We start from the raw sequence: 25953 nt of genomic DNA on the forward strand, positions 1-25953 counted from the left end.
TGTCAGTGCCCAGGTGCACGATGGACGCATGCCCAGCACAGCACCCGGACCCCTGGACGGCTTCTCCCCCGCGACCCGCGCCTGGTTCTCGGGCGCCTTCTCGGCGCCCACCACGGCCCAGACCGGCGCGTGGCAGGCCATCCACGAGGGCTCGGACGTGCTGGTCGTGGCCCCCACCGGCTCCGGCAAGACCCTCGCCGCCTTCCTGGCCGCCCTGGACCAGCTGGCGTCGACCCCGCACCCGGCCGACCCCAAGAAGCGCTGCCGCGTCCTGTACGTCTCGCCCCTCAAGGCCCTGGCGGTGGACGTCGAGCGCAACCTCCGCAGTCCGCTGACCGGCATCCGCCAGGAATCCGTACGCCTGGGCCTGCCCGAGCCCGAGGTCAAGGTGGGCATCCGCTCGGGCGACACCCCCGCCGCCGAGCGCCGCGCCCTGTCCACCCGCCCGCCGGACATCCTGATCACGACCCCGGAGTCGCTGTTCCTGATGCTGACGTCGGCGACGCGCGACGCGCTGACCGGCGTCGAGACGGTGATCCTCGACGAGGTGCACGCCGTCGCCGGTACCAAGCGCGGCGCCCACCTGGCACTCTCCCTGGAGCGGCTGGACGGCCTCCTCCCGAAGCCCGCCCGCCGCATCGGCCTCTCCGCGACGGTCCGCCCTGTCGACGAGGTGGCCCGCTTCCTCTCGCCCCGCCGCAAGGTGGAGATCGTGCAGCCGGAGTCGGGCAAGGAGTTCGACCTGTCCGTGGTCGTCCCCGTCGAGGACCTGGGCGAGCTGGGCGGCTCCCCGGTGGCGGACGGCCAGGAGGGTGCCGACCGCCCGTCGATCTGGCCGCATGTCGAGGAGCGGATCACCGACCTGGTCCAGTCCCACCGCTCGACGATCGTCTTCGCGAACTCCCGGCGCCTCGCGGAGCGCCTGTGCAACCGCCTGAACGAGATCGCGTACGAGCGGGCCACGGGCGAGCCCCTCGACGAGCACCACTCCCCGGCGGAGCTCATGGGCGGCTCGGGTGCCGCCCAGGGCGCACCCCAGGTCATCGCCCGGGCCCACCACGGCTCGGTTTCCAAGGAACAGCGTGCCCTGGTCGAGGAGGACCTCAAGGCGGGCCGCCTCCCCGCGGTGGTGGCCACCTCCAGCCTCGAGCTGGGCATCGACATGGGCGCGGTCGACCTCGTGGTCCAGGTCGAGTCACCCCCTTCGGTGGCCTCCGGCCTCCAGCGCGTGGGCCGGGCGGGCCACCAGGTGGGCGCGGTCTCCACCGGCGTGGTCTTCCCGAAGTACCGCGGTGACCTGGTCCAGGCGGCGGTGGTCACCGAGCGCATGCGCACGGGCGCCATCGAGTCCCTCAGGGTCCCCGCCAACCCCCTGGACGTCCTGGCCCAGCAGCTCGTCGCCATGACGGCCATGGACACGTGGCAGTTCGACGACCTCCTCTCCGCCGTCCGCCGGGCCGCCCCCTTCGCCGCGCTCCCCGAGTCGGCCTTCACCGCGGTCCTCGACATGCTGGCCGGCCGCTACCCCTCCGACGCCTTCGCCGAGCTGCGTCCGCGCGTGGTGTGGGACCGCGTCACCGGCGAGATCACCGGCCGCCCCGGCGCACAGCGCCTCGCCGTCACCTCGGGGGGCACGATTCCCGACCGCGGCCTCTTCGGCGTCTTCCTCGCGGGCGCCGACCCGAAGAAGGGCGGCGGCCGGGTCGGCGAGCTGGACGAGGAGATGGTCTACGAGTCCCGCGTCGGCGACGTCTTCACGCTCGGCACGAGTTCCTGGCGCATCGAGGACATCACCCGCGACCGTGTTCTGGTCTCCCCGGCCCCGGGCGTTCCGGGCCGGCTGCCCTTCTGGAAGGGCGACCAGCTTGGCCGCCCGCTCGAACTGGGCCGGGCGGTGGGCGCGTTCCTGCGCGAGGTCGGCTCACTGTCCACGGACGACGCCCGGCTCCGCCTCCTCGCCGCGGGGCTCGACGCCTGGGCGGCGGACAACGTGCTCTCGTACCTGGACGAGCAACGCGAGGCCTGCGGCCACGTCCCGGACGACCGGACGATCGTCGTGGAGCGCTTCCGTGACGAGCTCGGCGACTGGCGCGTGGTCGTGCACTCCCCCTTCGGCGCCCAGGTGCACGCCCCCTGGGCGCTCGCGCTCGGCGCCAAGCTGTCCGAGCGCTACGGCATGGACGCGCAGGTCATGCACGCCGACGACGGCATCGTGCTGCGCCTGCCGGACGCCGACCTGATGGGTCTGGACCCGCTGGATCAGGAACCGGTCAAGACGGGCCGGGAGTGCGACGCCGAGCAGGCCCCCGTGGGCGCCGCCGACGTCGTCTTCGACAAGGGCGAGGTCGACCAGGTCGTCACCGACCAGGTGGGCAGCTCGGCCCTGTTCGCCGCCCGCTTCCGCGAGTGCGCCGCCCGGGCGCTGCTGCTGCCCCGCCGCAACCCGGGCAAGCGCACCCCGCTGTGGCAGCAGCGGCAGCGCGCCTCCCAGCTGCTGCAGGTGGCGAGCGAGTTCGGCTCGTTCCCGATCGTCCTGGAGGCGGTCCGCGAGTGCCTCCAGGACGTCTTCGACGTCCCGGGGCTCGTCGAGCTGATGGGCGACGTGGAGTCCCGCAAGGTCCGCCTCGTCGAGGTCACCACCCCCGAGCCGTCCCCGTTCGCCCGCTCCCTCCTCTTCGGCTACGTCGCCCAGTTCCTGTACGAGGGCGACTCCCCGCTCGCCGAGCGCCGGGCCGCCGCCCTGTCGCTGGACTCCCGGCTGCTGGCCGAGCTGCTGGGCCAGGCGGAGCTGCGCGAGCTGCTCGACGCGGAGGTGCTGACCGAGCTGGAGCGTGAGCTGCAGTGGCTCACCGAGGACCGCCGCGTCAAGGACGCCGAGGGCGTCGCGGACCTGCTGCGTCTGCTGGGCCCGCTCACGGACGCCGAGCTCGCCGAGCGGGGCGCCGAGCCGCGGTGGGCCGAGGAACTGGCCGGGGCCCGCCGCGCCATCCGGGTCCGGATCGGGGGCGGAGACCACTGGGCGGCGATCGAGGACGCGGGCCGCCTGCGCGACGCGCTGGGCACAGCCCTGCCGGTCGGCGTCCCGGAGGCCTTCACCGAGCCCGTCAAGGACCCCCTCGGCGACCTCCTCGCCCGCCACGCCCGTACCCACGGCCCGTTCACCTCGGCCGCAGCCGCGGCCCGCTTCGGCCTGGGCATCGCGGTCACCGAGGGCGCCCTTCAGCGGCTCGCCGCGGCGGGCCGGGTGGTCCAGGGCGAGTTCCACCCGGCTGGCATCGGCCAGGAGTGGTGCGACGCGGCCGTGCTGCGCCGGCTGCGCCGCCGTTCCCTGGCCGCCCTGCGGCACGAACTGGAGCCGGTGCCCCCGGCCGCACTCGCCCAGTTCCTCCCACAGTGGCAGCACATCGGCAGGGGACATTCCCTGCGCGGCATCGACGGCCTGGTGCGCGCCATCGAGCAGATGCAGGGCGCGTCCGTGCCGGCCTCCGCCCTGGAGAAGCTCGTCCTGCCCTCCCGGGTCGTGAACTACACCCCCGCGATGCTGGACGAACTGACCACCGCGGGAGAGGTGATCTGGGCCGGGGCCGGATCCCTCCCCGGCAAGGACGGCTGGGTCTCCCTCTACCTGGCGGACGCGGCCCCCCTGCTCCTGCCGCCCCCGCACCCCCTGGAGCTGACCGCCCTCCACCAGTCCGTCCTGGACAAGCTCACCGGCGGCTACGGCCTGTTCTTCCGCCAGATCGCCGACCAGGTCCGCGCCACCACCCACCCCGAGGTCACCGATCCCCAACTGGCCGACACCCTCTGGGACCTGGTGTGGTCCGGCCGCCTCACCAACGACACACTCACACCCATGCGCTCCCGCCTCGGCTCGGGCCGCACCGCAGGCTCCACGGCTCACCGCGCCAAGCGCTCAATCCCGCGCGGCCGCTACGGCTCCCTGACGGCCGCTGCCCGTACCGCCTCCCGCTCCGGCCCGCCCACCGTCGCCGGCCGTTGGTCCCTGCTCCCGGCCCACGAGCCGGACCCGACGGTGCGGGCGCACGCCCTCGCCCGCACTCTCCTCGACCGGCACGGCGTGGTGACCCGGGGCGCGGTCTCGGCGGAGGGTGTCGAGGGCGGCTTCTCGGCGACGTACCGCGTCCTGTCCGTCTTCGAGGAGAGCGGCCAGGCCCGCCGCGGGTATGTGGTGGAGGGCCTCGGCGCGGCCCAGTTCGCGATGGACGGTGCGGTGGACCGCCTGCGCGCGGTGTCCAACGCCCGCGACCGCGGCGACACCCTGCCCGGCCCCCCGCCCGACCCCGACCCCGACCCCGACCCGTTCCCGGCCCACGACTTCGCCGGCCCGGACGACTCTGCCCCCTTCACCGACCACACCGACGCCCCGGGCCACGACGCCTTCCCCGACCTGGGCTCCTACGACACTCCGCAGCCGTCCCCGGACGAGTGGATCTCGCCCCGCGACTACGCGCCGCAGGCCACTCCGTCCTGGCAGAACGGCGGACGCCGCCCGGCGTACGGCTCCGGGTTCCCGGGCCGCCGCGACCGCCCGGACGCCTCTCGGGCCGTCGTCCTGGCCGCCGCCGACCCGGCGAACGCGTACGGCGCCGCGCTGCCCTGGCCCGAGCCCCCGACCGGCGCCGGGCACAAGCCGGGCCGCAAGGCGGGCTCCCTGGTGGTGCTCGTGGACGGTGAGCTGACGCTCTACATGGAACGCGGCGGCAAGACCCTGCTGGCCTGGGCCGCCGACCCCGACGTCACGCCCGCCGACGACCCCCGCCTGGGCACCGCGGCGGAGGCCCTCGGCGCGGCCACCCGCGCGGGCTCTCTCGGCACGGTCACCGTGGAGCGCGTCAACGGCGCCCAGGCCCTGACCTCCCCCATCGGCACCCTGCTGGAAGGAGCGGGCTTCATCGCGACGCCCCGCGGACTGCGCCTGCGCGCCTGATCGTCCCGTACCCGTGCCACCCTTGACCCATGCCCGAAGGTGACACGGTCTGGCAGGCCGCGAGGCGGCTGCACAGCGCCCTCGCGGGCAGGGTGCTGACCCGCAGCGACCTCAGGGTGCCCCGCTTCGCCACGGCCGACCTCACGGGCCGCACGGTCCTGGGCGTCACCCCGCGCGGCAAACACCTCCTCACCCGCATCGAGGGGGGCCTGACCCTCCACTCCCACCTGCGGATGGACGGCTCCTGGAAGGTGTACGCGAACGGCCGGCGCTGGAGCGGCGGCCCGGGCCACCAGATCCGAGCGATCCTCGGCAACACCGACCGTACGGCCGTCGGCTACCGCCTCCCCGTCCTGGAACTGCTGCGCACCACCGACGAACACCGCGCGGTCGGCCACCTCGGCCCCGACCTCCTCGGCCCGGACTGGGACCCCGACCTGGCTCTCGCCAACGTCCTCCAGGACCCCGCTCGCCAGCTCGGCGAGGCCCTGCTCGACCAGCGCAACCTCGCCGGTATCGGCAATGTCTACAAGAGCGAGCTCTGCTTCCTGCTGGGCGTCACCCCCTGGCTCCCCGTGGGCGACCTGCCCGCCGACCGTGCCGCGAAGCTGCCCGGCCTCGCCAGGACGCTGCTGGAGGCCAACAGGGACCGCCCGGTCCGGAGCACGACGGGACGCCGCGGCCAGGACCTCTTCGTCTACGGCCGGGCGCCCCGCCCCTGCCTGCGCTGCCGCACCTCGATCCGGGTAGCCGACCAGGGCGACGGCTCCCGCGAGCGCCCCACGTACTGGTGCCCCGCCTGCCAGCCGGGCCCCGCCCCGGCCGCCTCTCCGACCCGGCGGCGCGGCCACACCAATTGACGACCCGTCAGAAACGCTCGTACGGTCCCCGTATGCCCGTCACGGCGTACGACCTCACCGGCCGCACCGCGTTCGTCACCGGCGCCGCGAGCGGCATCGGCCGCGCCTCGGCCCTCCTGCTCGCCGAGGCGGGCGCGACCGTGCACTGCGCGGACCGCGACGCCGAGGGCCTCGACGAGACGGCGACCCTGATCAAGGCCGTCGGCGGCACCGCCCGCACCCACGCTCTCGACGTCACCGACCGCTCCCGGCTGCGGCAGGCCATCACCTCCTGCGAACGCGTGGACGCCCTGGCCGCTGTCGCCGGGATCATGCACAGCAGCCCCGTGCTGGACACCCGGGAGGAGGACCTCGACCGGGTCCTGAACGTGAACTTCAAGGGAGTGCTGTACGCCTGCCAGGAGGCGGCCCGCCTGATGATCACGCGCGGCACCCGGGGCAGCATCGTCACCATGGCCTCGGGCGCCGTCGACACCGGCGGCCCGGGCCTGCTCTGCTACGGCGCGGCCAAGGCGGCCGTGGTCCAGCTGACGAAGACCCTGGCGACCGAGGTCGGCCGGCACGGCATCCGCGTGAACGCGGTCGCCCCGGGCTGGATCCGCACGCCGATGACCGACCGCCACGACAGCGAGGCCCAGGCCCACACGGAGGCCCTCATGGCCCGCCTCTCACCGCTGGGCCGGGTCGGCACTCCCGAGGAGATCGCCCACGCGATCCTGCACCTGGTCTCGGACGCCTCGGCGTTCACCACGGGCCAGATCGTGCGCCCGAACGGGGGTGTGGCGATGCCGTGGTAGCCCCCTGTGGCCCCACCGACACCCCCACCTGGGAGACACCCTTGGACGTCCCCCAACGCGGTATCCCCCTGGGCGCACCCGCCGCCGAACCTATTCACCCCCGTCGCGACGCGACACCCCTCCCCGCCGTCCCCCACACCTTCCGCCACCGCCCCGCGCCAACCGCCCCTTCCGCCCGCCGCTTCGGCACGCAATGGACCGGCAGCACGCTCAACCCCCATCCCCCGGCCGCGACCGCCCCCTCCAGCGCCCCCGCCTCCGGTGCGACCGCCAACCGCACCACAGCCCACCACCACAGCACCCCCAGGCCGAGCAAGACCCCGCGAACCCCCCAGCGCCCTATCCCCGCCATGGCCGCCACCCCCGGCCCGAAGCCGCCCGTCCGCTCAGCCCGGCGGACAGGGGGCACCGACGGCACGCGGACGCACCGCGCACGCCTCGGCGCCGAGCGGCAGCACCCCCGCCCGGCCCCGCGCCCACGCTCCCGTCACCCGTTCTCGGCCTGGAACATCCAGTGATGCTTCTCCAGGTCCGCCGTGATCCCGATGAAGATGTCCTGGCTCACCGGATCAGGCTCCCCGGTCGCCTCGATCCGCTCCCGCATCCGCGCGATCACCGCGCCCAGCGCCTCGACGAGCGCCCCAACGGCGGTCGTGTCGTCGACCCACCCCTCGGGGGTCACGCCGATCCCGCTGCCGACGGCCACCGTCGCGGCGCGTCCGTCGGGGGAGATGCCGAGCGCCGCGGCCCGCTCGGCCACGGTGTCGGAGTACTGCCGTGCGGTGTCGACGACCTCGTCGAGCTGGAGATGCACGGAACGGAAGCGCGGCCCCACCACGTTCCAGTGGATCTGCTTCGCCACGAGGGCGAGATCCACCAGGTCGACGAGGGCACCTTGCAGCGCCTCGGACACGGTCTTCAGGTTCGCGTCCGACAACGGGCTCTTCACGACGTACATCCGCACCTCCGTGGACTGCCCCCCGCCATCCCCTCAACGATGACGGCCGCACGCTCCCCCGGCAAACGCACACACATCAGACACCGCGCTGCCCGGCAGTCCGCAGGCAAGCGAAAACCCCGGCCCGGGGTCCTCCGGATCTCCCGGAGGACCCCGGGCCGGGGCCTCACCACTCTCGGCACCTTGTCAGCGCCGCTCGTTCATGCCACGCACGCGTGAAGCGTCACGCGGCGACGACGTCCACCGCCTCGGCGGGCGCCTTGATCGTCACCCGTTCCGGTGGCACACCGGTCACCGATACGGAACCCAGCATCGGGCGAACCGGCCTGGGCACAGGCTCGCTGGGGGTGGCCGCAGCAGACTGGGCCAGCTCGGCAAGGGCGAGCTCGTCGCTCACTTCCCGCATGAGCTCGGACATCCGTACGTCCAACGCGTCGCAGATGGCGGAGAGCAGCTCGGAGGAAGCCTCCTTCTGCCCCCGCTCCACCTCGGAGAGATAGCCGAGTGAGACTCGGGCGGACGAGGAGACTTCGCGCAGAGTACGGCCCTGGCGCTGGCGCTGCCGACGCAGCACGTCACCCAGCAGGCGACGGAGCAGAATCATCGGTGGCTCCCTCCTCGGACCGCGTAGCCGCATCCATTACGCCCCACCGTACCGCCTTGCGCCGCGGCCGTGCGGGGAGCGATGTCGTGTTCACTCAGGGCTGCAAACATCAAAACCCCCCGTTCCGTTCCGTATCCTGTGCCCGCTCATTCCCAGTCTGCTCGCCCGCAAGCTCCTTCAGAAGCAGTGCGAGTACGCTCCGTACACTCTCTCTACGAATTTCCGCGCGGTCGCCGTTCAACCGCAGACCCTCCACTTTTCCGCCGCCGGCGGAACCGGAATCCGCCCCGGGGGGCCCGTCCACGGCCACGAAGACCGTCCCGACGGCCTGTCCGTCCTGCGGCTCGGGACCTGCTACTCCGGTGGTCGCGATGCCCCAGTCGGTGCCGAGCGCCTTCCGTACGCCGGCCGCCATCTGGGCCGCCACCTGCGGATCCACCGCTCCGCTCGCCGCCAGCAGGGCGGCGTCGACATCGAGCAGTTCATGCTTCAGTTCGGTGGCGTAGGCGGTGACCGAGCCCCGGAAGACGTTCGACGCCCCGGGAACCGATGTGATCTCCGCCGCAACGAGGCCACCGGTCAGCGACTCCGCGACGGCGAGCGTCTCACCCTTCACCGTGAGTAGTCGCACCACGTCAGTGGCCGTGGAACTCACGCTTCCTTCTCCTCCAACGCGGCCTTGCGCTCGGCGATTCCCTGCCTGCGCAGCACAATGGCCTGTTTCACATAGTCGAGTCCGGTCACCACGGTCAGCACGACCGCCGCGGCCATCACCCAGAACCTCAGGGTGGCCAGCCACCCTGTCAGCGCCAGCACGTACATGCCCACGGCCACGCCCTGGGTGAGGGTCTTGAGCTTTCCTCCACGACTGGCGGGGATGACGCCGTACCGGATGACCAGGAAACGCAGCAGGGTGATCCCGAGTTCCCTGCCGAGGATGACACCGGTCACCCACCAGGGCAGGTCCCCGAGTGCGGACAGACAGATCAGCGCCGCACCCATGATCGCCTTGTCGGCGATGGGGTCTGCGATCTTCCCGAAGTCCGTGACCAGGTTGTACGTGCGCGCCAGATGCCCGTCGAACAGGTCGGTGATCATGGCGACGGCGAAGGCCGCCCAGGCCAGGGACCGCCACACCGGGTCGTATCCGCCGTCCGCGAGCATCAGCATGACGAAGGCCGGTACGAGGACCAGCCGGAGCATGGTCAGGAGGTTGGCGATGTTCCAGACGCTGGCCTGGTTGACGGCCGCGGCGGCCAGCTTCCCGCCCCGCGCGGGCTTGCCGTCGCCCTCGGCGTCGACGCCGGCGCCCTCACCGACGACAGCCTCACCGTCACCGGACACCTCACCGGCAGCCCCGCCGCCACCCGCGTCGGGCGAGGCGCCGGGCCCCGCGCCGGACACCTGGCCATCGGCCGACCGCGCAGCCGCCCGGCCGAGCGCCGCCCCGGGAGCCATACCCGAGGCCGCAGGGGCAGGAGAGGCCGCACCTGCCGCGGCCCGCCGCGCGCCGGAGGAGCCTCCCGCCGCGGATGCCGGAACACCGGTCATCTGCCCGCCTCCTCACTCCACGCAGGCGACGCGAACGAGCTCTGCAGCGGCTCGGCCACCAGGTCGACACCTTCCGTACCGACCACCTTCGCCTCGACCATACGGCCCCTGCTCAGACCCGCGCCGCTCGTGAGCAGCACCTGGCCGTCCGTCTCGGGCGCCTGGTGGGCCGCACGGCCGTACACGCCGTCCTCGTCGTCGACGGACTCGACGAGCACGTGCACCGTCTGGCCGACGCGCTCCTCGGCGCGCTGGGAGACCAGTTCCTCCGCGAGCCGCGAGACGCGGGCCAGCCGCCCGGCGACGACGTCCTCGTCGAGCTTGTTGTCGTACGTGGCGGCCTCGGTGCCCTCCTCGTCGGAGTAGCCGAAGACACCGATGGCGTCCAGCCGCGCGCCGTTCAGGAACCGCTCCAGCTCGGCGAGGTCGGCCTCGCTCTCGCCGGGGAAGCCGACGATGAAGTTGGAGCGCACACCGGCCTCGGGCGCCTTGGCGCGGATGGTGTCGAGCAGTTCCAGGAACCGGTCGGTGTCGCCGAAGCGGCGCATCGCGCGCAGCACGCCGGGCGCGGAGTGCTGGAAGGACAGGTCGAAGTAGGGCGCGACCTTCGGGGTGGAGGTCAGCACGTCGATGAGGCCGGGCCGCATCTCGGCCGGCTGGAGGTAGCTGACGCGGACCCGCTCGATGCCGTCGACCTCGGCGAGCTCGGGCAGCAGCGACTCCAGCAGGCGGATGTCGCCCAGGTCCTTGCCGTAGGACGTGTTGTTCTCGGAGACCAGCATGATCTCCTTCACGCCCTGCTCGGCCAGCCAGCGCGTCTCGTTCAGCACGTCACTCGGGCGGCGGGAGATGAAGGAGCCGCGGAAGGACGGGATGGCGCAGAAGGAGCAGCGCCGGTCGCAGCCGGAGGCCAGCTTCACGGAGGCGACGGGGGCGCCGTCCAGGCGGCGGCGCAGGGGCGCACGGGGGCCGGAGGCCGGAGCGAGGCCGTCAGGAAGGTCGGCCGGGGCGTGCCCGGGCAGCGCGACCCCGGCGGCGGACTCCTGCCGCTCGGCCGGGCTGAGCGGCAGCAGTTTGCGCCGGTCGCGCGGGGTGTGCGAGGCGTGGATGCCGCCGTTGAGGATGGTCTGGAGCCGGTCCGAGATGTCGGCGTAGTCGTCGAAGCCGAGCACGCCGTCGGCCTCGGGGAGGGCCTCGGCGAGTTCCTTGCCGTACCTCTCGGCCATGCAGCCCACCGCCACGACGGCCTGGGTTCTGCCGTGCCCCTTGAGGTCGTTGGCCTCCAGGAGGGCGTCGACGGAGTCCTTCTTGGCGGCCTCGACGAAGCCACAGGTGTTCACGACCGCGACGTCCGCGGCCTCGGCGTCCTCCACGAGGTCCCAGCCGTCCGCCTCCAAGCGGCCTGCGAGCTCCTCCGAGTCCACCTCGTTACGGGCGCAGCCAAGAGTGACGAGTGCGACGGTACGGCGTTCAGGCATGGGCTCAAGACTACTTTGTCTCACTGACAGCCCACGTCGACGGGGTTGGCCGATCTTGGCCAACCCCGTCCGTGCTCGGCCCTTCGGCCGGACTCATCCGGCCTGCGGGTCGCCCTTCGTGTACGTGAGGTGCTCCACGGAGCCCCGCTGCCAGTCGTCCTCGATCTTCTTGCCGTTGACGTACAGGTCGATCGCGCCCGCGTCACCGAGGACGAGGTTGATCTTCTCGCTGTCCTGGAAGGTCTCGGAGTCGCCGTGCTTGAGGAGGTTGTCGAAGAGCAGCCGGCCGTTGTGGCCCTTTGCCACGACCCAGCTCTCGTCGTCGACGGCACTGACCCGGACGGTCACCTTGCCCTGCGGGAGGGCCGCGATGGCGCTGTCGGACGGGTCGGGCTCGGGGGCGGCGGGCTTCTTGGTCTTGGTGGTCGGAGAGGCGGAGTCGCTGGGCGTGGAGCCCTCGGCCACGTTCGCCTCACCGGCGCTGCCGTCGGTGCCCTGGAACAGGGTGAACCCGACGAAACCGACCACGGCGACGATCGCGGCGACCATGGCCGCGGTCCAGTTGGGCCCCCGCCGCTCCGGACGGATTCGTTCCGCCTCGAAGAGGGGAGCTGCCGGGGTCGGTGCCGGGCGCCCGCCGTGCTCGTCGCCGTACTGGGCGATCAGCGGTTCCGGGTCGAGGTGGACGGCCTTGGCCAGGGTCCTGATGTGCCCGCGGGCGTAGACGTCACCGCCGCAGGAGGTGAAGTCGTCCGCCTCGATCGCGTGCACGATGTTCATACGGACCCGGGTGGCGCTACTGACGTCGTCGGCGGTCAGCCCGGCGGCGATACGAGCCTGCTGCAGGGCACGGCCGATGGAGGGGCGGGCTTCCTCGTGGTCTGCTTCGACGCGCTCGTCTTCGAACGGACGCTCGTCTTCAGGGGAGTTGCCGATGGACACGGGGGCGCCTTTCGAGCGTGTAGCCGCCTGTGCTGGAGGTTCAGTCTAGGGGGGGTACAAAAGGGTGGGGCAACCGGGCGGTGGCACTTTGTACGCCATCGGAATGGCCCGACATTCCGATGGTGGGGTCATTGCTTCGCACTTCCCTCAACTTGACCTACGCCGCAGGGAAACGGTTGCTCGATGATCCTTACGGGTGGGTCACGATCCGGACACATCCGGACACCCGATCGCCCTGCACGCCACGCGCGGCGACCACCGTGTCCCGTTTCCCTACCCTTCAGACTCCCCCCGGATCACGGCGAGCACGCCATCCAGCTCATCAGGCTTCACAAGAACGTCACGAGCCTTCGAACCCTCGCTCGGTCCGACGATGTTCCGGGACTCCATGAGGTCCATCAGCCGCCCGGCCTTGGCGAAGCCGACGCGCAGTTTGCGCTGGAGCATGGACGTCGACCCGAACTGCGTGGAGACGACCAGCTCGGCCGCCTGGCACAGCAGGTCGAGGTCGTCGCCGATGTCCTCGTCGATCTCCTTCTTCTGCTTGGTCCCGACGGTCACGTCGTCCCGGAAAACGGGCGCCATCTGGTCCTTGCAGTGCTGGACGACGCCCGCGATCTCCTCCTCGGTGACGAAGGCGCCCTGCATACGGGTGGGCTTATTGGCCCCCATCGGCAGGAACAGCCCGTCACCCTTGCCGATGAGCTTCTCGGCGCCCGGCTGGTCGAGGATGACCCGCGAGTCGGCGAGCGAGGAGGTGGCGAAGGCCAGCCGCGACGGCACGTTCGCCTTGATGAGACCCGTGACGACGTCCACCGAGGGCCGCTGCGTGGCGAGCACCAGGTGGATGCCGGCCGCGCGCGCGAGCTGCGTGATGCGCACGATCGCGTCCTCGACGTCCCGTGGCGCCACCATCATCAGGTCGGCGAGCTCATCGACGATGACCAGCAGGTACGGGTACGGCTGGAGCTCGCGCTCACTGCCCTCGGGCGGCTTGACCTTGCCCTCGCGCACGGCCCGGTTGAAGTCGTCGATGTGCCGGTAGCCGTAGGCGGCCAGGTCGTCGTAGCGCAGGTCCATCTCGCGGACGACCCACTGGAGGGCCTCGGCGGCCCGCTTGGGGTTGGTGATGATCGGCGTGATCAGGTGCGGGATGCCCTCGTAGGCGGTGAGCTCGACCCGCTTGGGGTCGACGAGGATCATCCGGACGTCCTCGGGGGTCGCCCGCATCATGATCGAGGTGATCAGGCAGTTGATGCAGGACGACTTGCCGGAGCCGGTGGCGCCGGCGACCAGCATGTGCGGCATCTTCGCCAGTGAGTGCATGACGTAGCCGCCCTCGACGTCCTTGCCGAACGCGACCAGCATCGGGTCGTCGTCCTCCGCGGACTCCGCGAGGCGCAGGACGTCGCCGAGGTTCACCATCTCCCGGTCGGTGTTCGGGATCTCGATGCCCACCGCGGACTTGCCGGGGATGGGGCTGATGATCCGCACGTCCGGACTGGCGACGGCGTAGGCGATGTTCTTGGCCAGCGCGGTGATCCGCTCGACCTTCACGGCGGGGCCGAGCTCGATCTCGTAGCGCGTGACCGTCGGCCCCCGCGTGAAGCCGGTGACGGTGGCGTCCACCTTGAACTCGGTGAAGACGTTGGTCAGCGCGGCGACTATGGCGTCGTTGGCGGCGCTGCGGGCCTTGCCGGGGCCTCCGCGCGTGAGGAGGTCGAGGGACGGCAGGGAGTACGTGATGTCGCCGGACAGCTGGAGCTGTTCCGCACGTGGGGGCAGGTCGCGGGGTTTGGCAGGCGGGGACTTGGTGAGGTCGCGGACGCCCGCCTTCGGCTTCTCCTGCTCGGGCTTGTCCTGCTGGAGCTTGTCCTGCTGCGGCTTGTCCTGCTGCGGCTTGTCCTGCCGTGGCCGGGCTGCCGGAACGGGCGTCGGCGTGGTCGCCTCCTGGTCGCCCACCCGCACGCCCTGGGTGAGGTCGGCGACGATCGGCGAGGGCGGCATTCCGTGCAGGACGGCGCCGTCGAGCGCCGCGGCGGCCGCCGCGGCGACATCCACGGCGTCCCTGGGCCGGTCCATGTCGGGCTGCGGCACGGCCGACCGCCGGGGACGGCCCCGGCGCCGCGAGAGGGCCTCCTGCTCGGCGCTGTCGGGGTCGTACGCGGCGGGCGCCGGCGTACGCCTGCCGCGCGGACGCGCGGGCAGCGCCTCCCGCCACTGTTCGTCGTAGCGCTCGTCGTCCTCGCCGAAGCCGAACTCGTCCTCGGCCGGGTCGCGGACGATCCCGAGCCGCACGCCGAGCAGCCGCAGCCGCTGCGGGATGGCGTTGACCGGGGTGGCCGTGACGACCAGCAGACCGAAGATCGTCAGCAGCACCAGCAGCGGTACGGCGAGCACCTCGCCCATGGCGTACGACAGCGGCGTCGCCATGGCCCAGCCGATGAGGCCGCCGGCGTCCCGTATGGCCTGCATGCCGTCCCCGCGCGCGGGCGAGCCGCAGGCGATGTGCACCTGGCCGAGCACGCCGATCACGAGCGCGGACAGACCGATGACGATGCGTCCGTTGGCCTCGGGCTTCTCCGGGTGGCGGATGAACCGCACGGCGATGACCGCGAGCAGGATCGGCACGAGCAGGTCGAGCCGGCCGAAGGCGCCGGTCACCAGGATCTCGACCAGGTCGCCCACGGGGCCCTTCAGGTCGGCCCAGGTGCCTGCGGCGACGATCAGCGCGATGCCGAGCAGCAGCAGGGCGATACCGTCCTTGCGGTGGGCCGGGTCGAGGTTCTTGGCGCCCTGCCCTATGCCGCGGAACACGGCGCCGACGGCGTGCGCCACGCCGAGCCACACGGCGCGCACGAGCCGGTAGATGCCACCGGTCGGGCTGGGGGCCGGTTTGGGCGCGGCCTTCTTGGCCGCGGCCTTCCTGGCGGGCGCCTTCTTCGCGGGAGCCTTTTTGGCAGCGGCCTTCTTCGCCGGGGCCTTCGCGGAAGCGGCCGCCTTCTTCGCCGGCGGCTTCTTGGCTGCGGAGGGACGTGAGGCCATGAGTGTGAGGTTACCGGTGGAGGCGACGGGTGACACGTGTGCCTGCCGCTTCACCCGTTCGTGTCGCCCCGAAAGAGGCGCGGAACTGACGCGCGGTCATGGGCGGGCAACCTCGCCTGCGCGAGCCTCAGTTCTGCGAGGACACCGAGGAAGCGCTTCCGGTGCCCGGCTCCAGCGCGTCCAGCGCCCGCCGCAACCCCGTGAGCTTGCGCTCCAGATGGGCCGCCGTGGCCACCGCGGCGGCGTCCGTCGACTCGTCGTTGAGCTGCTTGGTCAGCGCTTCGGCCTGCTCCTCGACGGCCGCGAGCCGCGCGGAGAGCTCCGCCAGCAGCCCGGCCGACTCCTTGGCCTCGCCGCCCGTGTCCTTGCCGCCGCCCTCCAACTGGAGCCGCAGCAGCGACGCCTGTTCACGCAGCTGGCAGTTCTTCATGTAAAGCTCGACGAAGACGGAGACCTTCGCACGCAGCACCCACGGGTCGAACGGCTTGGAGATGTAGTCGACCGCACCTGCCGCGTAGCCCCGGAAGGTGTGGTGCGGGCCGTGGTTGATCGCCGTGAGGAAGATGATCGGGATGTCCCGGGTCCGCTCGCGCCGCTTGATGTGCGCGGCCGTTTCGAAGCCGTCCATACCCGGCATCTGGACATCCAGCAGGATGACCGCGAAGTCGTCCGTGAGCAGCGCTTTGAGCGCTTCCTCCCCGGACGATGCCCGCACCAGCGTCTGATCGAGCGCAGAGAGGATCGCCTCCAGCGCCAGCAGATTCTCCGGCCGGTCATCGACCAGGAGGATCTTGGCCTTCTGCACCATGGCCCGCCCTCCTCGCCCCGGCTTGGGGCCTCCCCTGTCCGCAGGACCTGTGGAAGCACCGGTGGGTGCCGCCCCAGGGGGCGACTCCCTTGCGTCGCCCGTCCTTGTGCCGGTCATCGTAGCCGCACCCCGCCCGTCGCCACACCCTGTCACCGTGATGTCACTGTGCACGTAGCAGAAACGCAGCAGGAGACCAGAAGGTTCCCCGGATCTTGTACTTCTACACGACTATGCACACACCGAGTCGGCGACTCCGCGTGAACACCGAACCTTCCCGTCATGCTCGCGCGACTGCCCAACGTCCCCTCATTCCCCTCGCATCCACTGATCCATCACCGTCAGCAGGTGATCGGGGTCGACCGGCTTTGTCACGTAGTCGGAGGCGCCCGACTCGATCGCCTTCTCCCGGTCGCCCTTCATCGCCTTCGCGGTCAGCGCGATGATCGGCAGTCCGGCGAACTGCGGCATCCTGCGGATCGCCGTGGTCGTCGCGTACCCGTCCATCTCGGGCATCATGATGTCCATCAGCACGACCGCCACGTCCTCGTGCTGCTCCAGGACCTCGATGCCCTCCCGGCCGTTCTCGGCGTACAGCACGGACAGGCCGTGCTGCTCCAGGACGCTGGTCAGGGCGAAGACGTTGCGGATGTCGTCGTCGACGATCAACACCTTCTGGCCGCCGAAGCGGATGCCCCGCTGGGGCTTCGGCGTCGTCTCCTGCTCCGCGGGCGTCCACTGCTCCGGTTGCGGGGGGCGCTGCTCCAGCTCGGGCATCCGGCGGCGCCGCCGGAACAGGGCGGCCGGACCGTTCTGCGTCTCGCGGTACGACTTCACCTCGGCCGGCGGCTCGACCTCCGCGTCGGACAGGCCGGGCGACGACGCGACCAGGTCACCGGCCTCCAGGGCGGGCAGCTGCTGCTGGTAGCCCTGCGGCGGCAGCTCACTGGGGTGAAGGGGCAGGTACAGCGTGAACGTCGAGCCGCGGCCCGTCTCGCTCTGCGCGTGGATCTCACCGCCGAGCAGCTGGGCGATCTCCCGCGAGATGGACAGCCCGAGGCCCGTGCCGCCGTACTTGCGGCTGGTCGTACCGTCGGCCTGCTTGAACGCCTCGAAGATCACCCGCATCTTGCTGGACGCGATACCGATCCCCGTGTCCGTCACGGAGAACGCGATCAGCTCGGCGTCCGGGTCGGTCAGCGAGCCCGTCTCCAGCAGCTGCTCCCGGATCTTCTGCGGCACGTCGTCCCGCGCCGGCCTGATGACCAGCTCCACCGAGCCCGAGTCGGTGAACTTCACCGCGTTCGACAGCAGGTTGCGCAGCACCTGCAGCAGCCGCTGCTCGTCGGTGTGCAGCGTGGCGGGCAGCTCCGGCGAGACCCGCACGGACAGGTCCAGGCCCTTCTCCGCGGTCAGCGGACGGAAGGTGGCCTCCACGTAGTCCACGAGCTGGACGAGCGCGATCCGCGTCGGGGAGACGTCCATCTTGCCCGCCTCGACCTTCGACAGGTCGAGGATGTCGTTGATGAGCTGGAGCAGGTCGGAACCGGCCCCGTGGATCGTCTCGGCGAACTCCACCTGCTTCGGGGAGAGGTTCCCCTCGGCGTTGTCGGCGAGCAGCTTGGCCAGGATCAGCAGCGAGTTGAGCGGGGTACGCAGCTCGTGCGACATGTTCGCCAGGAACTCGCTCTTGTAGCGCATCGACACCGCGAGCTGCTCGGCGCGCTCCTCCAGGACCTGCCGCGCCTCCTCGATCTCGGTGTTCTTCACCTCGATGTCGCGGTTCTGCTGGGCCAGCAGCTCGGCCTTCTCCTCCAGTTCGGCGTTGGACGCCTGGAGTGCCTTCTGCCGCTGTTCCAACTCGGCCGAGCGCTCGCGCAGTTGCTCGGTCAGCTCCTGCGACTGCGCCAGCAGCAGCTCGGTCTTGGTGTTGACGGAGATGGTGTTGACGCTCGTCGCGATCATCTCCGCGATCTGGTTCAGGAAGTCCCTCTGGATCTGCGTGAACGGGGTGAAGGACGCCAGCTCGATGACGCCGAGCACCTTCCCCTCGAACAGCACCGGCAGCACGATCACCTGCGCGGGCGGCGCCTCGCCGAGGCCCGAGGAGATCTTCAGATAGCCGCTGGGCGCGTTCTCCACGAGGATCGTGCGCTTCTCCGTGGCGGCCGTCCCGATCAGCGCCTCACCGGGCTGGAACGACGTCGGCATGGAGCCCATCGAGTAGCCGTACGAGCCCAGCATGCGCAGCTCGTACTGGTCCTCGTCCGAGGCGTTCATGTCCTCGCCGTCGACGAGCGGCATCGCCAGGAAGAACGCGCCGTGCTGCGCCGAGACCACCGGCGTCAGCTCGCTCATGATCAGCGAGGCCACGTCCTCCAGGTCCCGGCGGCCCTGCATCAGCGCGGAGATGCGGGCCAGGTTGCCCTTGAGCCAGTCCTGCTCCTTGTTGGCGATCGTGGTGTCGCGCAGATTGGCGATCATCTTGTTGATGTAGTCCTGGAGTTCCTGGATCTCCCCGGACGCGTCCACGTCGATCTTCAGGTTCAGGTCGCCGCGGGTCACCGCGGTCGCCACGCGCGCGATGGCCCGCACCTGCCGGGTCAGGTTCCCGGCCATCTCGTTCACGGACTCGGTCAGGTCACGCCAGGTCCCGTCGACGTCACGCACGCGTGCCTGCCCGCCGAGCTGCCCTTCGGTGCCCACCTCGCGGGCGACCCGGGTGACCTCCTCGGCGAAGGACGACAGCTGGTCGACCATCGTGTTGATGGTCGTCTTCAGCTCCAGGATCTCGCCGCGCGCGTCGATGTCGATCTTCTTCGTCAGGTCACCCTTGGCGATGGCCGTGGTCACCATGGCGATGTTGCGCACCTGGCCGGTGAGGTTGGACGCCATCTGGTTCACGGACTCGGTCAGGTCCTTCCACGTACCGGCCACACCGGGTACGTGCGCCTGGCCGCCGAGGATGCCGTCCGTGCCCACCTCACGGGCCACCTTGGTGACCTGCTCGGCGAACGAACTCAGCGTCTTCACCATCGTGTTGATGGTGTCGGCGAGCTGCGCGACCTCACCGCGCGCCTCGATGGTGACCTGCCGAGTCAGGTCACCGCTGGCGACCGCAGCCGAGACCTGGGAGATGTTCCGCACCTGAGTGGTCAGGTTCTTGGCCATCAGGTTCACGTTGTCGCTCAGGTCCTTCCAGATGCCCGTGACACCCGGCACGTGCGCCTGACCGCCCAGGATGCCCTCGGTGCCCACCTCACGGGCCACCCGGGTCACCTGCTCGGCGAAGGACGACAGCTGGTCGACCATCGTGTTGACGGTCGTGACCAGCTCGAGGATCTCGCCCTTGGCGTCGACGGTGATCTTCTTCGACAGATCGCCCCGGGCGACCGCGGTCGTGACCTCGGCGATGTTGCGCACCTGGATGGTCAGGTTGTTCGCCATGCCGTTCACGGACTGGGTGAGGTCCTTCCAGGTGCCGGAGACGCCCTGCACCTCGGCCTGGCCGCCCAGGATGCCCTCCGTACCCACCTCACGGGCCACACGTGTGACCTCCTGGGCGAACGACGACAGCTGGTCCACCATCGTGTTCAGGGTGTTCTTCAGCTCCAGGATCTCCCCGCGCGCGTCCACGGTGATCTTCTGGGACAGGTCACCCCGGGCCACCGCGGTCGCCACCTGGGCGATGTTGCGCACCTGCGCGGTGAGGTTGCCGGCCATGCCGTTCACGGAGTCCGTCAGGTCACGCCACACACCGGCGACCCCGGGCACCTGCGCCTGCCCGCCCAACCGACCGTCCGTACCCACCTCACGCGCGACCCGGGTCACCTGGTCGGCGAAGGCCGAGAGCTGGTCGACCATCGTGTTGATGGTGTTCTTCAGCTCGAGGATCTCCCCGCGCGCGTCGACGTCGATCTTCTGCGACAGGTCACCCCGGGCCACCGCCGTCGTCACCTGGGCGATGTTGCGCACCTGGGAGGTGAGGTTGCCGGCCATCGAGTTGACGGAGTCGGTGAGTTCCTTCCACGTGCCCGACACGCCGTCCACCCGGGCCTGACCGCCGAGCCGGCCTTCCGTGCCCACGTCCCGGGCCATCCGCGTCACCTGGTCGGCGAAGCTCGACAACTGGTCCACCATCGTGTTCACGGTGTTCTTCAGCTTGAGCATCTCGCCGGAGACGTCGACCGTGACCTTCTGCGACAGATCGCCGTTGGCCACCGCCGTCGTCACCTGGGCGATGTTCCGCACCTGACCGGTGAGGTTCCGGAACGCCGTGTTGACGGAGTCCGTCAGGTCCTTCCACGTCCCGGCCGCGCCCGGCACCTGAGCCTGGCCGCCCAGCTCCCCCTCGACACCGATCTCCCGCGCCACACGCGTCACTTCGGCACCGAAAGAGGACAGCTGGTCGACCATCGTGTTGACGGTGTTCTTCAGCTCCAGCATCTCGCCGGCCACGTTGACCGTGACCTTCTGCGACAGATCACCATTGGCCACCGCCGTCGTCACGGCGGCGATGTCCCGCACCTGCGTGGTCAGATTCCTGAAGACCGTGTTCACCGAATCGGTGAGGTCCTTCCACGTCCCCGCCGCACCCGGCACGTTCGCCTGACCACCGAGTTGCCCCTCGGCCCCGACCTCGTTGGCCACGCGCGTGACCTCGTCCGCGAAGATCCGCAGCGTCTCGGTCATCTGGTTGATCGTCTCGGCGAGCTGGGCGACCTCGCCCCGCGCCGGCACGGTCACCTTCCGCGACAGGTCACCGTTGGCGACCGCGGTCGTCACCTCAGCGATCCCGCGCACCTGGGCCGTGAGATTCCCGGCCATGGTGTTCACGGAATCGGTGAGCTCCTTCCACACACCGTCCACCCCGGGCACCTGCGCCTGACCGCCCAGCGCGCCCTCGGTACCCACCTCACGGGCCACCCGCGTCACCTCGGAGGAGAACGCCGACAGCTGGTCCACCATCGTGTTGACGGTGTTCTTCAGCTCCAGCATCTCGCCGGCCACGTGCACCGTGACCTTCCGGGACAGATCACCCTTGGCGACCGCCGTCGTCACCAGCGCGATGTCCCTCACCTGGGCCGTCAACCGGTACGCCATCGTGTTGACGGAGTCCGTCAGGTCCTTCCACGAACCCGACATGCCACGCACGCGTGCCTGACCGCCCAGCTTGCCCTCGGTGCCCACCTCGCTGGCCACCCGCGTGACCTCGTCGGTGAACGTCGACAGCTGGTCGACCAGGTTGTTGACGGTCCGCCCGACCTTCAGGAACTCGCCGCGCAGCGGCTGACCGTTCCCCTCCGGCACCTGCGTCCGCAACTCCATCCGCGGCGACAGATCCCCCTCGGCCACCGCGGACAGCACCCGGCTGACCTCGGAAACCGGCCGCACCAGGTCGTCCACCAGGGCATTCGAGTTGTCGATCGCGGTCGCCCAGGAACCCTCGCAGGCGCCCGTCTCCAGCCGCTCGGTCAGTTTGCCCTCACGGCCCACCATCCGCCGCACCCGCGACAGCTCACCCGTCAGATGCAGATTCCGGTCGGCCACCTCGTTGAAGACCGCCGCGATCTCCGACATCACGCCGTCCCCGGACACCGTGAGCCGCTTGCGGAAATTCCCGTCCCGCATGGACACCAGGGCCGCCATCAGACGGTTCAGGGCCGCCGTATCCACCTCGGTGGTGCCGTTGCGCGTTTTTCCCTGGTTACTCGGGGACTGTCCGCCCTTCGCGCGCGTCTTCGTTCCACGCGTCGCTGCGCCAGACTCCACTGTGTCCCTCCCGCAGGGGTCGACCGTCACTGCTGTGCTCGGGTTCCACTCTCGGCGTACCGGTTACTACTGCGTATTCTGTGCCCTGCATACCAGGCCGATTACAGGGGGCTGCTGCCCGCCGCACGCCTCGGCCACTCAGCCTGCCCGGACCTTCACCCGAAGCTTGCCCAGTGTTTCACCCCGGCCGAACCAGGCCATAACAGTTCGGCAGCTTCGCACACCGTCCGCACAGCCTCCGGACGGAAACACTGCAGACCGGCATCCGCATGGACCGCGAAGGTAAGTAACCTTGCATCCGGCTGTCCAGCCACGCCGGTCCGTCCGGCCTGGGCGGTGGCACGAAGACGAGCGGGCATCGGAGGGCGGCCGCACACATGACCACCGGACTGATCCCGGGGGGACAGCCCCCGGACCCCCGGCCGACGGGTGGCCTGCCGCAACAGCGGCGCGAGCCGGCCGGCCACACAGCCCAGCACGTCGAGAACCGGTCGAGGAGTTCTGTGATCACCGCGCGCGCGGCCGCCAGTTTCGAGCCCGTCGGGCGATCTGTCGCGAGCGCCCGCTCCTTCGTTCGCGACACCCTCCAGGGCTGGGGCTTCGCCGACATCGTCGACGACGCCGTGGTTCTCACCAGCGAACTGGTGACCAACGCCGTGGTCCACGCCGGCACCTCCGCCGACGTGCTCTGCCTGCGCAGCGACGAGGGCGCGCGCATCGAGGTCGCCGACCGGTATCCCGAGCGCGAGATCCCCCTCCAGGGCACAGCGGTCAACATGGGCAGCCCCGACCGCGAGGGCGGCCGCGGCCTCCAGCTCTGCGCGGCCCTCGCCGGCCGCTGGGGCGTCGAGTACACCCCCACCCACAAGACCGTCTGGTTCCGGCTCGACCTTCCCGCACGCTCGGTGGGCACCCGCGCGGCCGGCCCCGCCCTCCCTGCCGACCTGCTCCCCCTCGCCGACGGCCGCGTCCGCGTGGCCGTCATCCAGATCGACCGCACCGGCCACATCAGCGCCTGGAACGAGGACTCCGAGGAACTCTTCGGCTACCCGGCCGAGCAGGTCACCGGCAAGCCCCTGACCGACCTCGCGGCCTGGCCGCACACCCCGGGCACCAGCACCGGCATCGCCGAGGCACTGCGCCTCTCCCGCTGGGAGGGCAGCTACGGCATCCGCGATGCCAGCGGCCGCGTCACCCCCGTCTACGCCTCTCACCTGCGCGTCCGGGACACCGGCGGCGAACCGTCAACCGTGTGCCTCCTGGTACGGGACCACGAACGGGCCGTTCTGCAGACGCCCCTGCGCGTCCCCGCCTCCGACACCTCGACCAACTCCGAAGGCCAGAGCACCGACCCCTTCGAGGTGTTCATCGGCTCCCCCGCCCCGGACGACCTCGACGGTCTCCTCCAGCGCACGGTCGAACGCGCACGCGACATGCTCGACGGCGACTCGGCCTTCCTCCTGCTGGCCACCGACGACGAGACGGAGCTGGAGGTCCGCGCCTCCACCGGCCTGCCCTCCGCCCGCCAGCGCTTCGCGCGCGTCCCCGTCGAGGCGGGCACCGGCCGCTACGGCTCGGCCCGCATGCCGGCGGTCCACGAGGACCTGACGGCGGTCTCCGGCGCGGTGCCCCTGCTGAACGGCACGGGCATGCGCTCGGTCGTCACGGTCCCCCTGAAGGTCGAGGGCCGCCTCACCGGCTCCCTCGGCGTCGCCGCCGAGGCGCCCGGCAGATACTCCAACGAGGAGGCCCTGCGCCTCCAGTTCGCCGCCGACCGCATCGCCCTCGCCGTCGAATCCGCCCGTCTGGGTGAACTCGAACGCCTGCGCCGCGGTTCCCTCAGCTTCCTGGTCGAGGCCTCCGACCTCCTGGCCGGCACCCTGGACCGCGACCAGACCCTGGCGCTGATGGCCCAGATGACGGTCCCGACCCTCGCCACCTGGTGTGCCGTCTACACCATCGCCGACCAGGCCTCCGAGCCCTACCTCTCCTACGTCCTGCACGAGGACGAGGAGCTCATCGACGGCATCAAGTCCCTGCTGTCGAAGGTTCCCCCGCCAGACCCGGTCCCCACCCCCGGCGCCCGCGTCTGGACGGCCCCCGGCGAGATGGCCCACCAGGCGGCCCTGCGCAGCTCCATGCGCAGCCTCGGTCTCAGTGGCGGCCCGACCCGCCAGGTCACGCCGGGCATTGCCCCGACCCTCGCCACCGCCTCCGCCGTCGGCGGCGAGACCGTCGTCCTCCCGCTGGTCGCCCGCAACCGCGTCATCGGCATGCTCACCCTGGGCAAGCCGACCGACGAACACTTCCGCCAGGAGATCCTGGAACTCGCCGAGGACCTCTCCCGCCGAGCCGCCCTGGCCCTGGACAACGCCCGCCTCTACTCGGAGCGCACAGCGATCAGCCAGTCCCTCCAGCGCAGCCTCCTGCCCCCGGAGCTCCCCGACATCGCCGGCGTCGAGGTCGAGGTCATCTACCGCGCCGCCGGCGAGGGCAACGAGGTCGGCGGCGACTTCTACGACGTCTTCCCCATCCACGACGGCGCCTACGGCTTCGCCATCGGCGACGTCTGCGGTACGGGGCCCAACGCGGCCGCGGTCACGGGCCTGGCCCGCCACGCCCTGCGCCTCCTCGCCCGCGAGGGCCTCAGCGGCCCGGCCGTCCTGGAGCGTCTGAACTCCGCGATCCTCGACGAAGGCGCCCGCAGCCGCTTCCTCACCCTCCTCTACGGCGAGATGCGCCCTCAGGAGGACGGCAGCGCCGAACTGAAGGTCGTCTGCGCCGGCCACCCGCTTCCGCTCCGCCTGCGCCAGGACGGTACGGTCGAGCCGGCCGCCGAACCCCAGCCGCTGCTCGGCGTCATCGAGGACCTGGAGCTGTACGAGCAGACGGTCACCCTCGACCCGGGCGATGTCCTGCTGTGCGTCACGGACGGCGTCACCGAACGCCGTGAGGGCGCCCGCATGCTGGGCGACGACGGCCTCGCCGACGTGCTCACGACCTGCACGGGTCTCACGGCCGGCGCGGTCGCCGCCCGCATCATGCGGGCGGTGGAACGCTTCGCGTCGGACGCCCCGTCCGACGATATGGCGATCCTGGCCATGCGTGTGCCGGGCCTCCACAAGGACTAGGGCAACGAAAAAGGCCCCACCCGTGAGGGTGGGGCCTTTTCTGCTGGAGCCCCCAAACGGAATCGAACCGTTGACCTTCTCCTTACCATGGAGACGCTCTACCGACTGAGCTATAGGGGCCTGTCGCTTTGCGGAGTTTCCCCCGCGGCGACGGAATAGATCATACCCCGAACAGACCCGTGCTCCCAACCACGTCAGAAGGCGGGCTGGCGAAGCCCTCCCAGCGCATTACAAGCAGACACGATCCGCTGCATGTCCCGCTTGGTCAGCGTCGCGTCCACCGGCAGCGCGAGCGTCTCGTCAGCGGCTCGCTCGGTCTCCGGAAGAGAAACACAACGCCGGTATTCGGGCAGTCGGTGCACGGGGGTCTTCACCGGCACCCGGCACTCAACTCCCTTGGCCCGCACGGCCCGCGCGAAGGCGTCCCGGTCGGGTCGCCCATTGCCCGGAACCCGTACGACGTACTGCTGATAGGTTTGCCCGTCACCGTCGTCCGGCGTCCGCACGCCCCTCAACTTCGCATCGAGATAGGCCGCCCGCGCCCTGCGCTGGGCTGTCTCGTCGTACGGCGCCTCGGACTCCCCCTGTTCCAGCACGAGCAGCCCGCGCCGCTGGCCCACCTGGTGCAGCCGCGCCAGGTCGGCAAGCCGCCCGAAGCGGTGCACGACGACCACGGCAGCGGTCCGCGGAGTCACCGCCGCCTCCACAGCGGCGGCGTCCAGGCAGTAGGTGACAGGATCTATGTCGGCGAACACCGGCATGGCCCCGGCCATGGCCACGGCCTCGGCTACTTCGACGTTCCCGAAGGCCGGCACGACGACCTCGTCACCGAGTCCGACACCGGCGGCCCTGAGCATTGCAGCAGTACCCATGCAGTGGATGCTGGCCGCGCAACGTGAACTTCAAGTGACCGGCAACAAAAAAGGGTTGGACCCTGAACCGAAGTTCGGGGTCCAACCCATTCAAGAATTGTTCGGCGGCGTCCTACTCTCCCACAGGGTCCCCCCTGCAGTACCATCGGCGCTGTAAGGCTTAGCTTCCGGGTTCGGAATGTAACCGGGC

The 25953-nt window shown here is 70.9% G+C and carries 15 protein-coding genes, 1 tRNA gene and 1 rRNA gene; 4 read left to right on the top strand and 13 right to left on the bottom strand.

Annotated elements, in window-relative coordinates; translation table 11 throughout:
- Positions 1 to 28: 28 nt before the first annotated feature.
- From ACZ5TL_RS32670 to ACZ5TL_RS32680, 3 genes are read left to right on the top strand one after another with little or no spacing between them, the layout of a single operon-like run.
- Entirely contained in the window at positions 29 to 4948 is a 4920-nt protein-coding gene (locus ACZ5TL_RS32670; RefSeq protein ID WP_468594368.1) for an ATP-dependent helicase, read from the top strand.
- A 29-nt stretch (positions 4949 to 4977) separates the two neighbouring features.
- Positions 4978 to 5808 (top strand): Fpg/Nei family DNA glycosylase, encoded by an 831-nt coding sequence (locus ACZ5TL_RS32675; RefSeq protein ID WP_468594369.1) that lies wholly within the window; start codon positions 4978 to 4980, stop codon positions 5806 to 5808.
- A 32-nt stretch (positions 5809 to 5840) separates the two neighbouring features.
- Positions 5841 to 6605: an SDR family NAD(P)-dependent oxidoreductase gene (locus ACZ5TL_RS32680; protein ID WP_468594370.1), complete on the top strand. Its 765-nt coding sequence runs from the start codon at positions 5841 to 5843 to the stop codon at positions 6603 to 6605.
- Positions 6606 to 6699: 94 nt separating this feature from the next.
- Here the strand turns inward: ACZ5TL_RS32680 and ACZ5TL_RS32685 are convergent, their stop codons facing one another.
- From ACZ5TL_RS32685 to ACZ5TL_RS32730, 10 genes are all read right to left on the bottom strand, one after another.
- Positions 6700 to 6957 (bottom strand): hypothetical protein, encoded by a 258-nt coding sequence (locus ACZ5TL_RS32685; protein WP_468594371.1) that lies wholly within the window; start codon positions 6955 to 6957, stop codon positions 6700 to 6702.
- Positions 6958 to 7092: 135 nt separating this feature from the next.
- Entirely contained in the window at positions 7093 to 7563 is a 471-nt protein-coding gene (locus ACZ5TL_RS32690) for a Dps family protein (protein ID WP_468594373.1), read from the bottom strand.
- 223 nt (positions 7564 to 7786) lie between these two features.
- Positions 7787 to 8167, bottom strand: coding sequence for a helix-turn-helix domain-containing protein (locus tag ACZ5TL_RS32695; RefSeq protein WP_309097037.1), 381 nt, complete (start codon positions 8165 to 8167; stop codon positions 7787 to 7789).
- A gap of 109 nt (positions 8168 to 8276) precedes the next feature.
- Positions 8277 to 8822 (bottom strand): CinA family protein, encoded by a 546-nt coding sequence (locus tag ACZ5TL_RS32700; RefSeq protein ID WP_468594375.1) that lies wholly within the window; start codon positions 8820 to 8822, stop codon positions 8277 to 8279.
- Positions 8819 to 9718 carry a CDP-diacylglycerol--glycerol-3-phosphate 3-phosphatidyltransferase gene (gene pgsA, locus ACZ5TL_RS32705; protein WP_468594377.1) on the bottom strand — a complete coding sequence of 300 codons (900 nt, stop codon included), beginning with the start codon at positions 9716 to 9718 and terminating at the stop codon, positions 8819 to 8821. Before pgsA ends, ACZ5TL_RS32700 begins: the two co-directional genes overlap by 4 nt.
- Positions 9715 to 11196 (bottom strand): 30S ribosomal protein S12 methylthiotransferase RimO, encoded by a 1482-nt coding sequence (rimO, locus tag ACZ5TL_RS32710; protein ID WP_468594379.1) that lies wholly within the window; start codon positions 11194 to 11196, stop codon positions 9715 to 9717. The genes pgsA and rimO overlap by 4 nt, the downstream gene beginning before the upstream one ends.
- Positions 11197 to 11289: 93 nt before the next feature.
- Complete coding sequence (locus tag ACZ5TL_RS32715) at positions 11290 to 12138, bottom strand: helix-turn-helix domain-containing protein (protein WP_468594381.1); 849 nt, start codon at positions 12136 to 12138, stop codon at positions 11290 to 11292.
- Positions 12139 to 12411: 273 nt separating this feature from the next.
- Positions 12412 to 15183 (bottom strand): DNA translocase FtsK, encoded by a 2772-nt coding sequence (locus ACZ5TL_RS32720; RefSeq protein WP_468594382.1) that lies wholly within the window; start codon positions 15181 to 15183, stop codon positions 12412 to 12414.
- Between the two features lie 127 nt (positions 15184 to 15310).
- Positions 15311 to 15991 carry a response regulator gene (locus tag ACZ5TL_RS32725; protein WP_468594383.1) on the bottom strand — a complete coding sequence of 227 codons (681 nt, stop codon included), beginning with the start codon at positions 15989 to 15991 and terminating at the stop codon, positions 15311 to 15313.
- A 306-nt stretch (positions 15992 to 16297) separates the two neighbouring features.
- Complete coding sequence (locus tag ACZ5TL_RS32730; RefSeq protein WP_468594385.1) at positions 16298 to 21760, bottom strand: HAMP domain-containing protein; 5463 nt, start codon at positions 21758 to 21760, stop codon at positions 16298 to 16300.
- Between the two features lie 377 nt (positions 21761 to 22137).
- Between ACZ5TL_RS32730 and ACZ5TL_RS32735 the strand changes: the two genes are divergently transcribed.
- Positions 22138 to 24891 carry a SpoIIE family protein phosphatase gene (locus tag ACZ5TL_RS32735; protein WP_468594386.1) on the top strand — a complete coding sequence of 918 codons (2754 nt, stop codon included), beginning with the start codon at positions 22138 to 22140 and terminating at the stop codon, positions 24889 to 24891.
- Positions 24892 to 24935: 44 nt separating this feature from the next.
- Here ACZ5TL_RS32735 and ACZ5TL_RS32740 read toward each other — a convergent pair.
- From ACZ5TL_RS32740 to rrf, 3 genes are all read right to left on the bottom strand, one after another.
- Positions 24936 to 25011: transfer RNA gene (locus ACZ5TL_RS32740), tRNA-Thr, on the bottom strand.
- Positions 25012 to 25085: 74 nt separating this feature from the next.
- Positions 25086 to 25748 carry a DegT/DnrJ/EryC1/StrS family aminotransferase gene (locus tag ACZ5TL_RS32745; RefSeq protein ID WP_468594396.1) on the bottom strand — a complete coding sequence of 221 codons (663 nt, stop codon included), beginning with the start codon at positions 25746 to 25748 and terminating at the stop codon, positions 25086 to 25088.
- Positions 25749 to 25862: 114 nt separating this feature from the next.
- Positions 25863 to 25953 (bottom strand): 5S ribosomal RNA (gene rrf / locus ACZ5TL_RS32750); the annotation flags it as partial.

It is taken from the genome of Streptomyces sp. NPDC033136, from assembly GCF_055578235.1.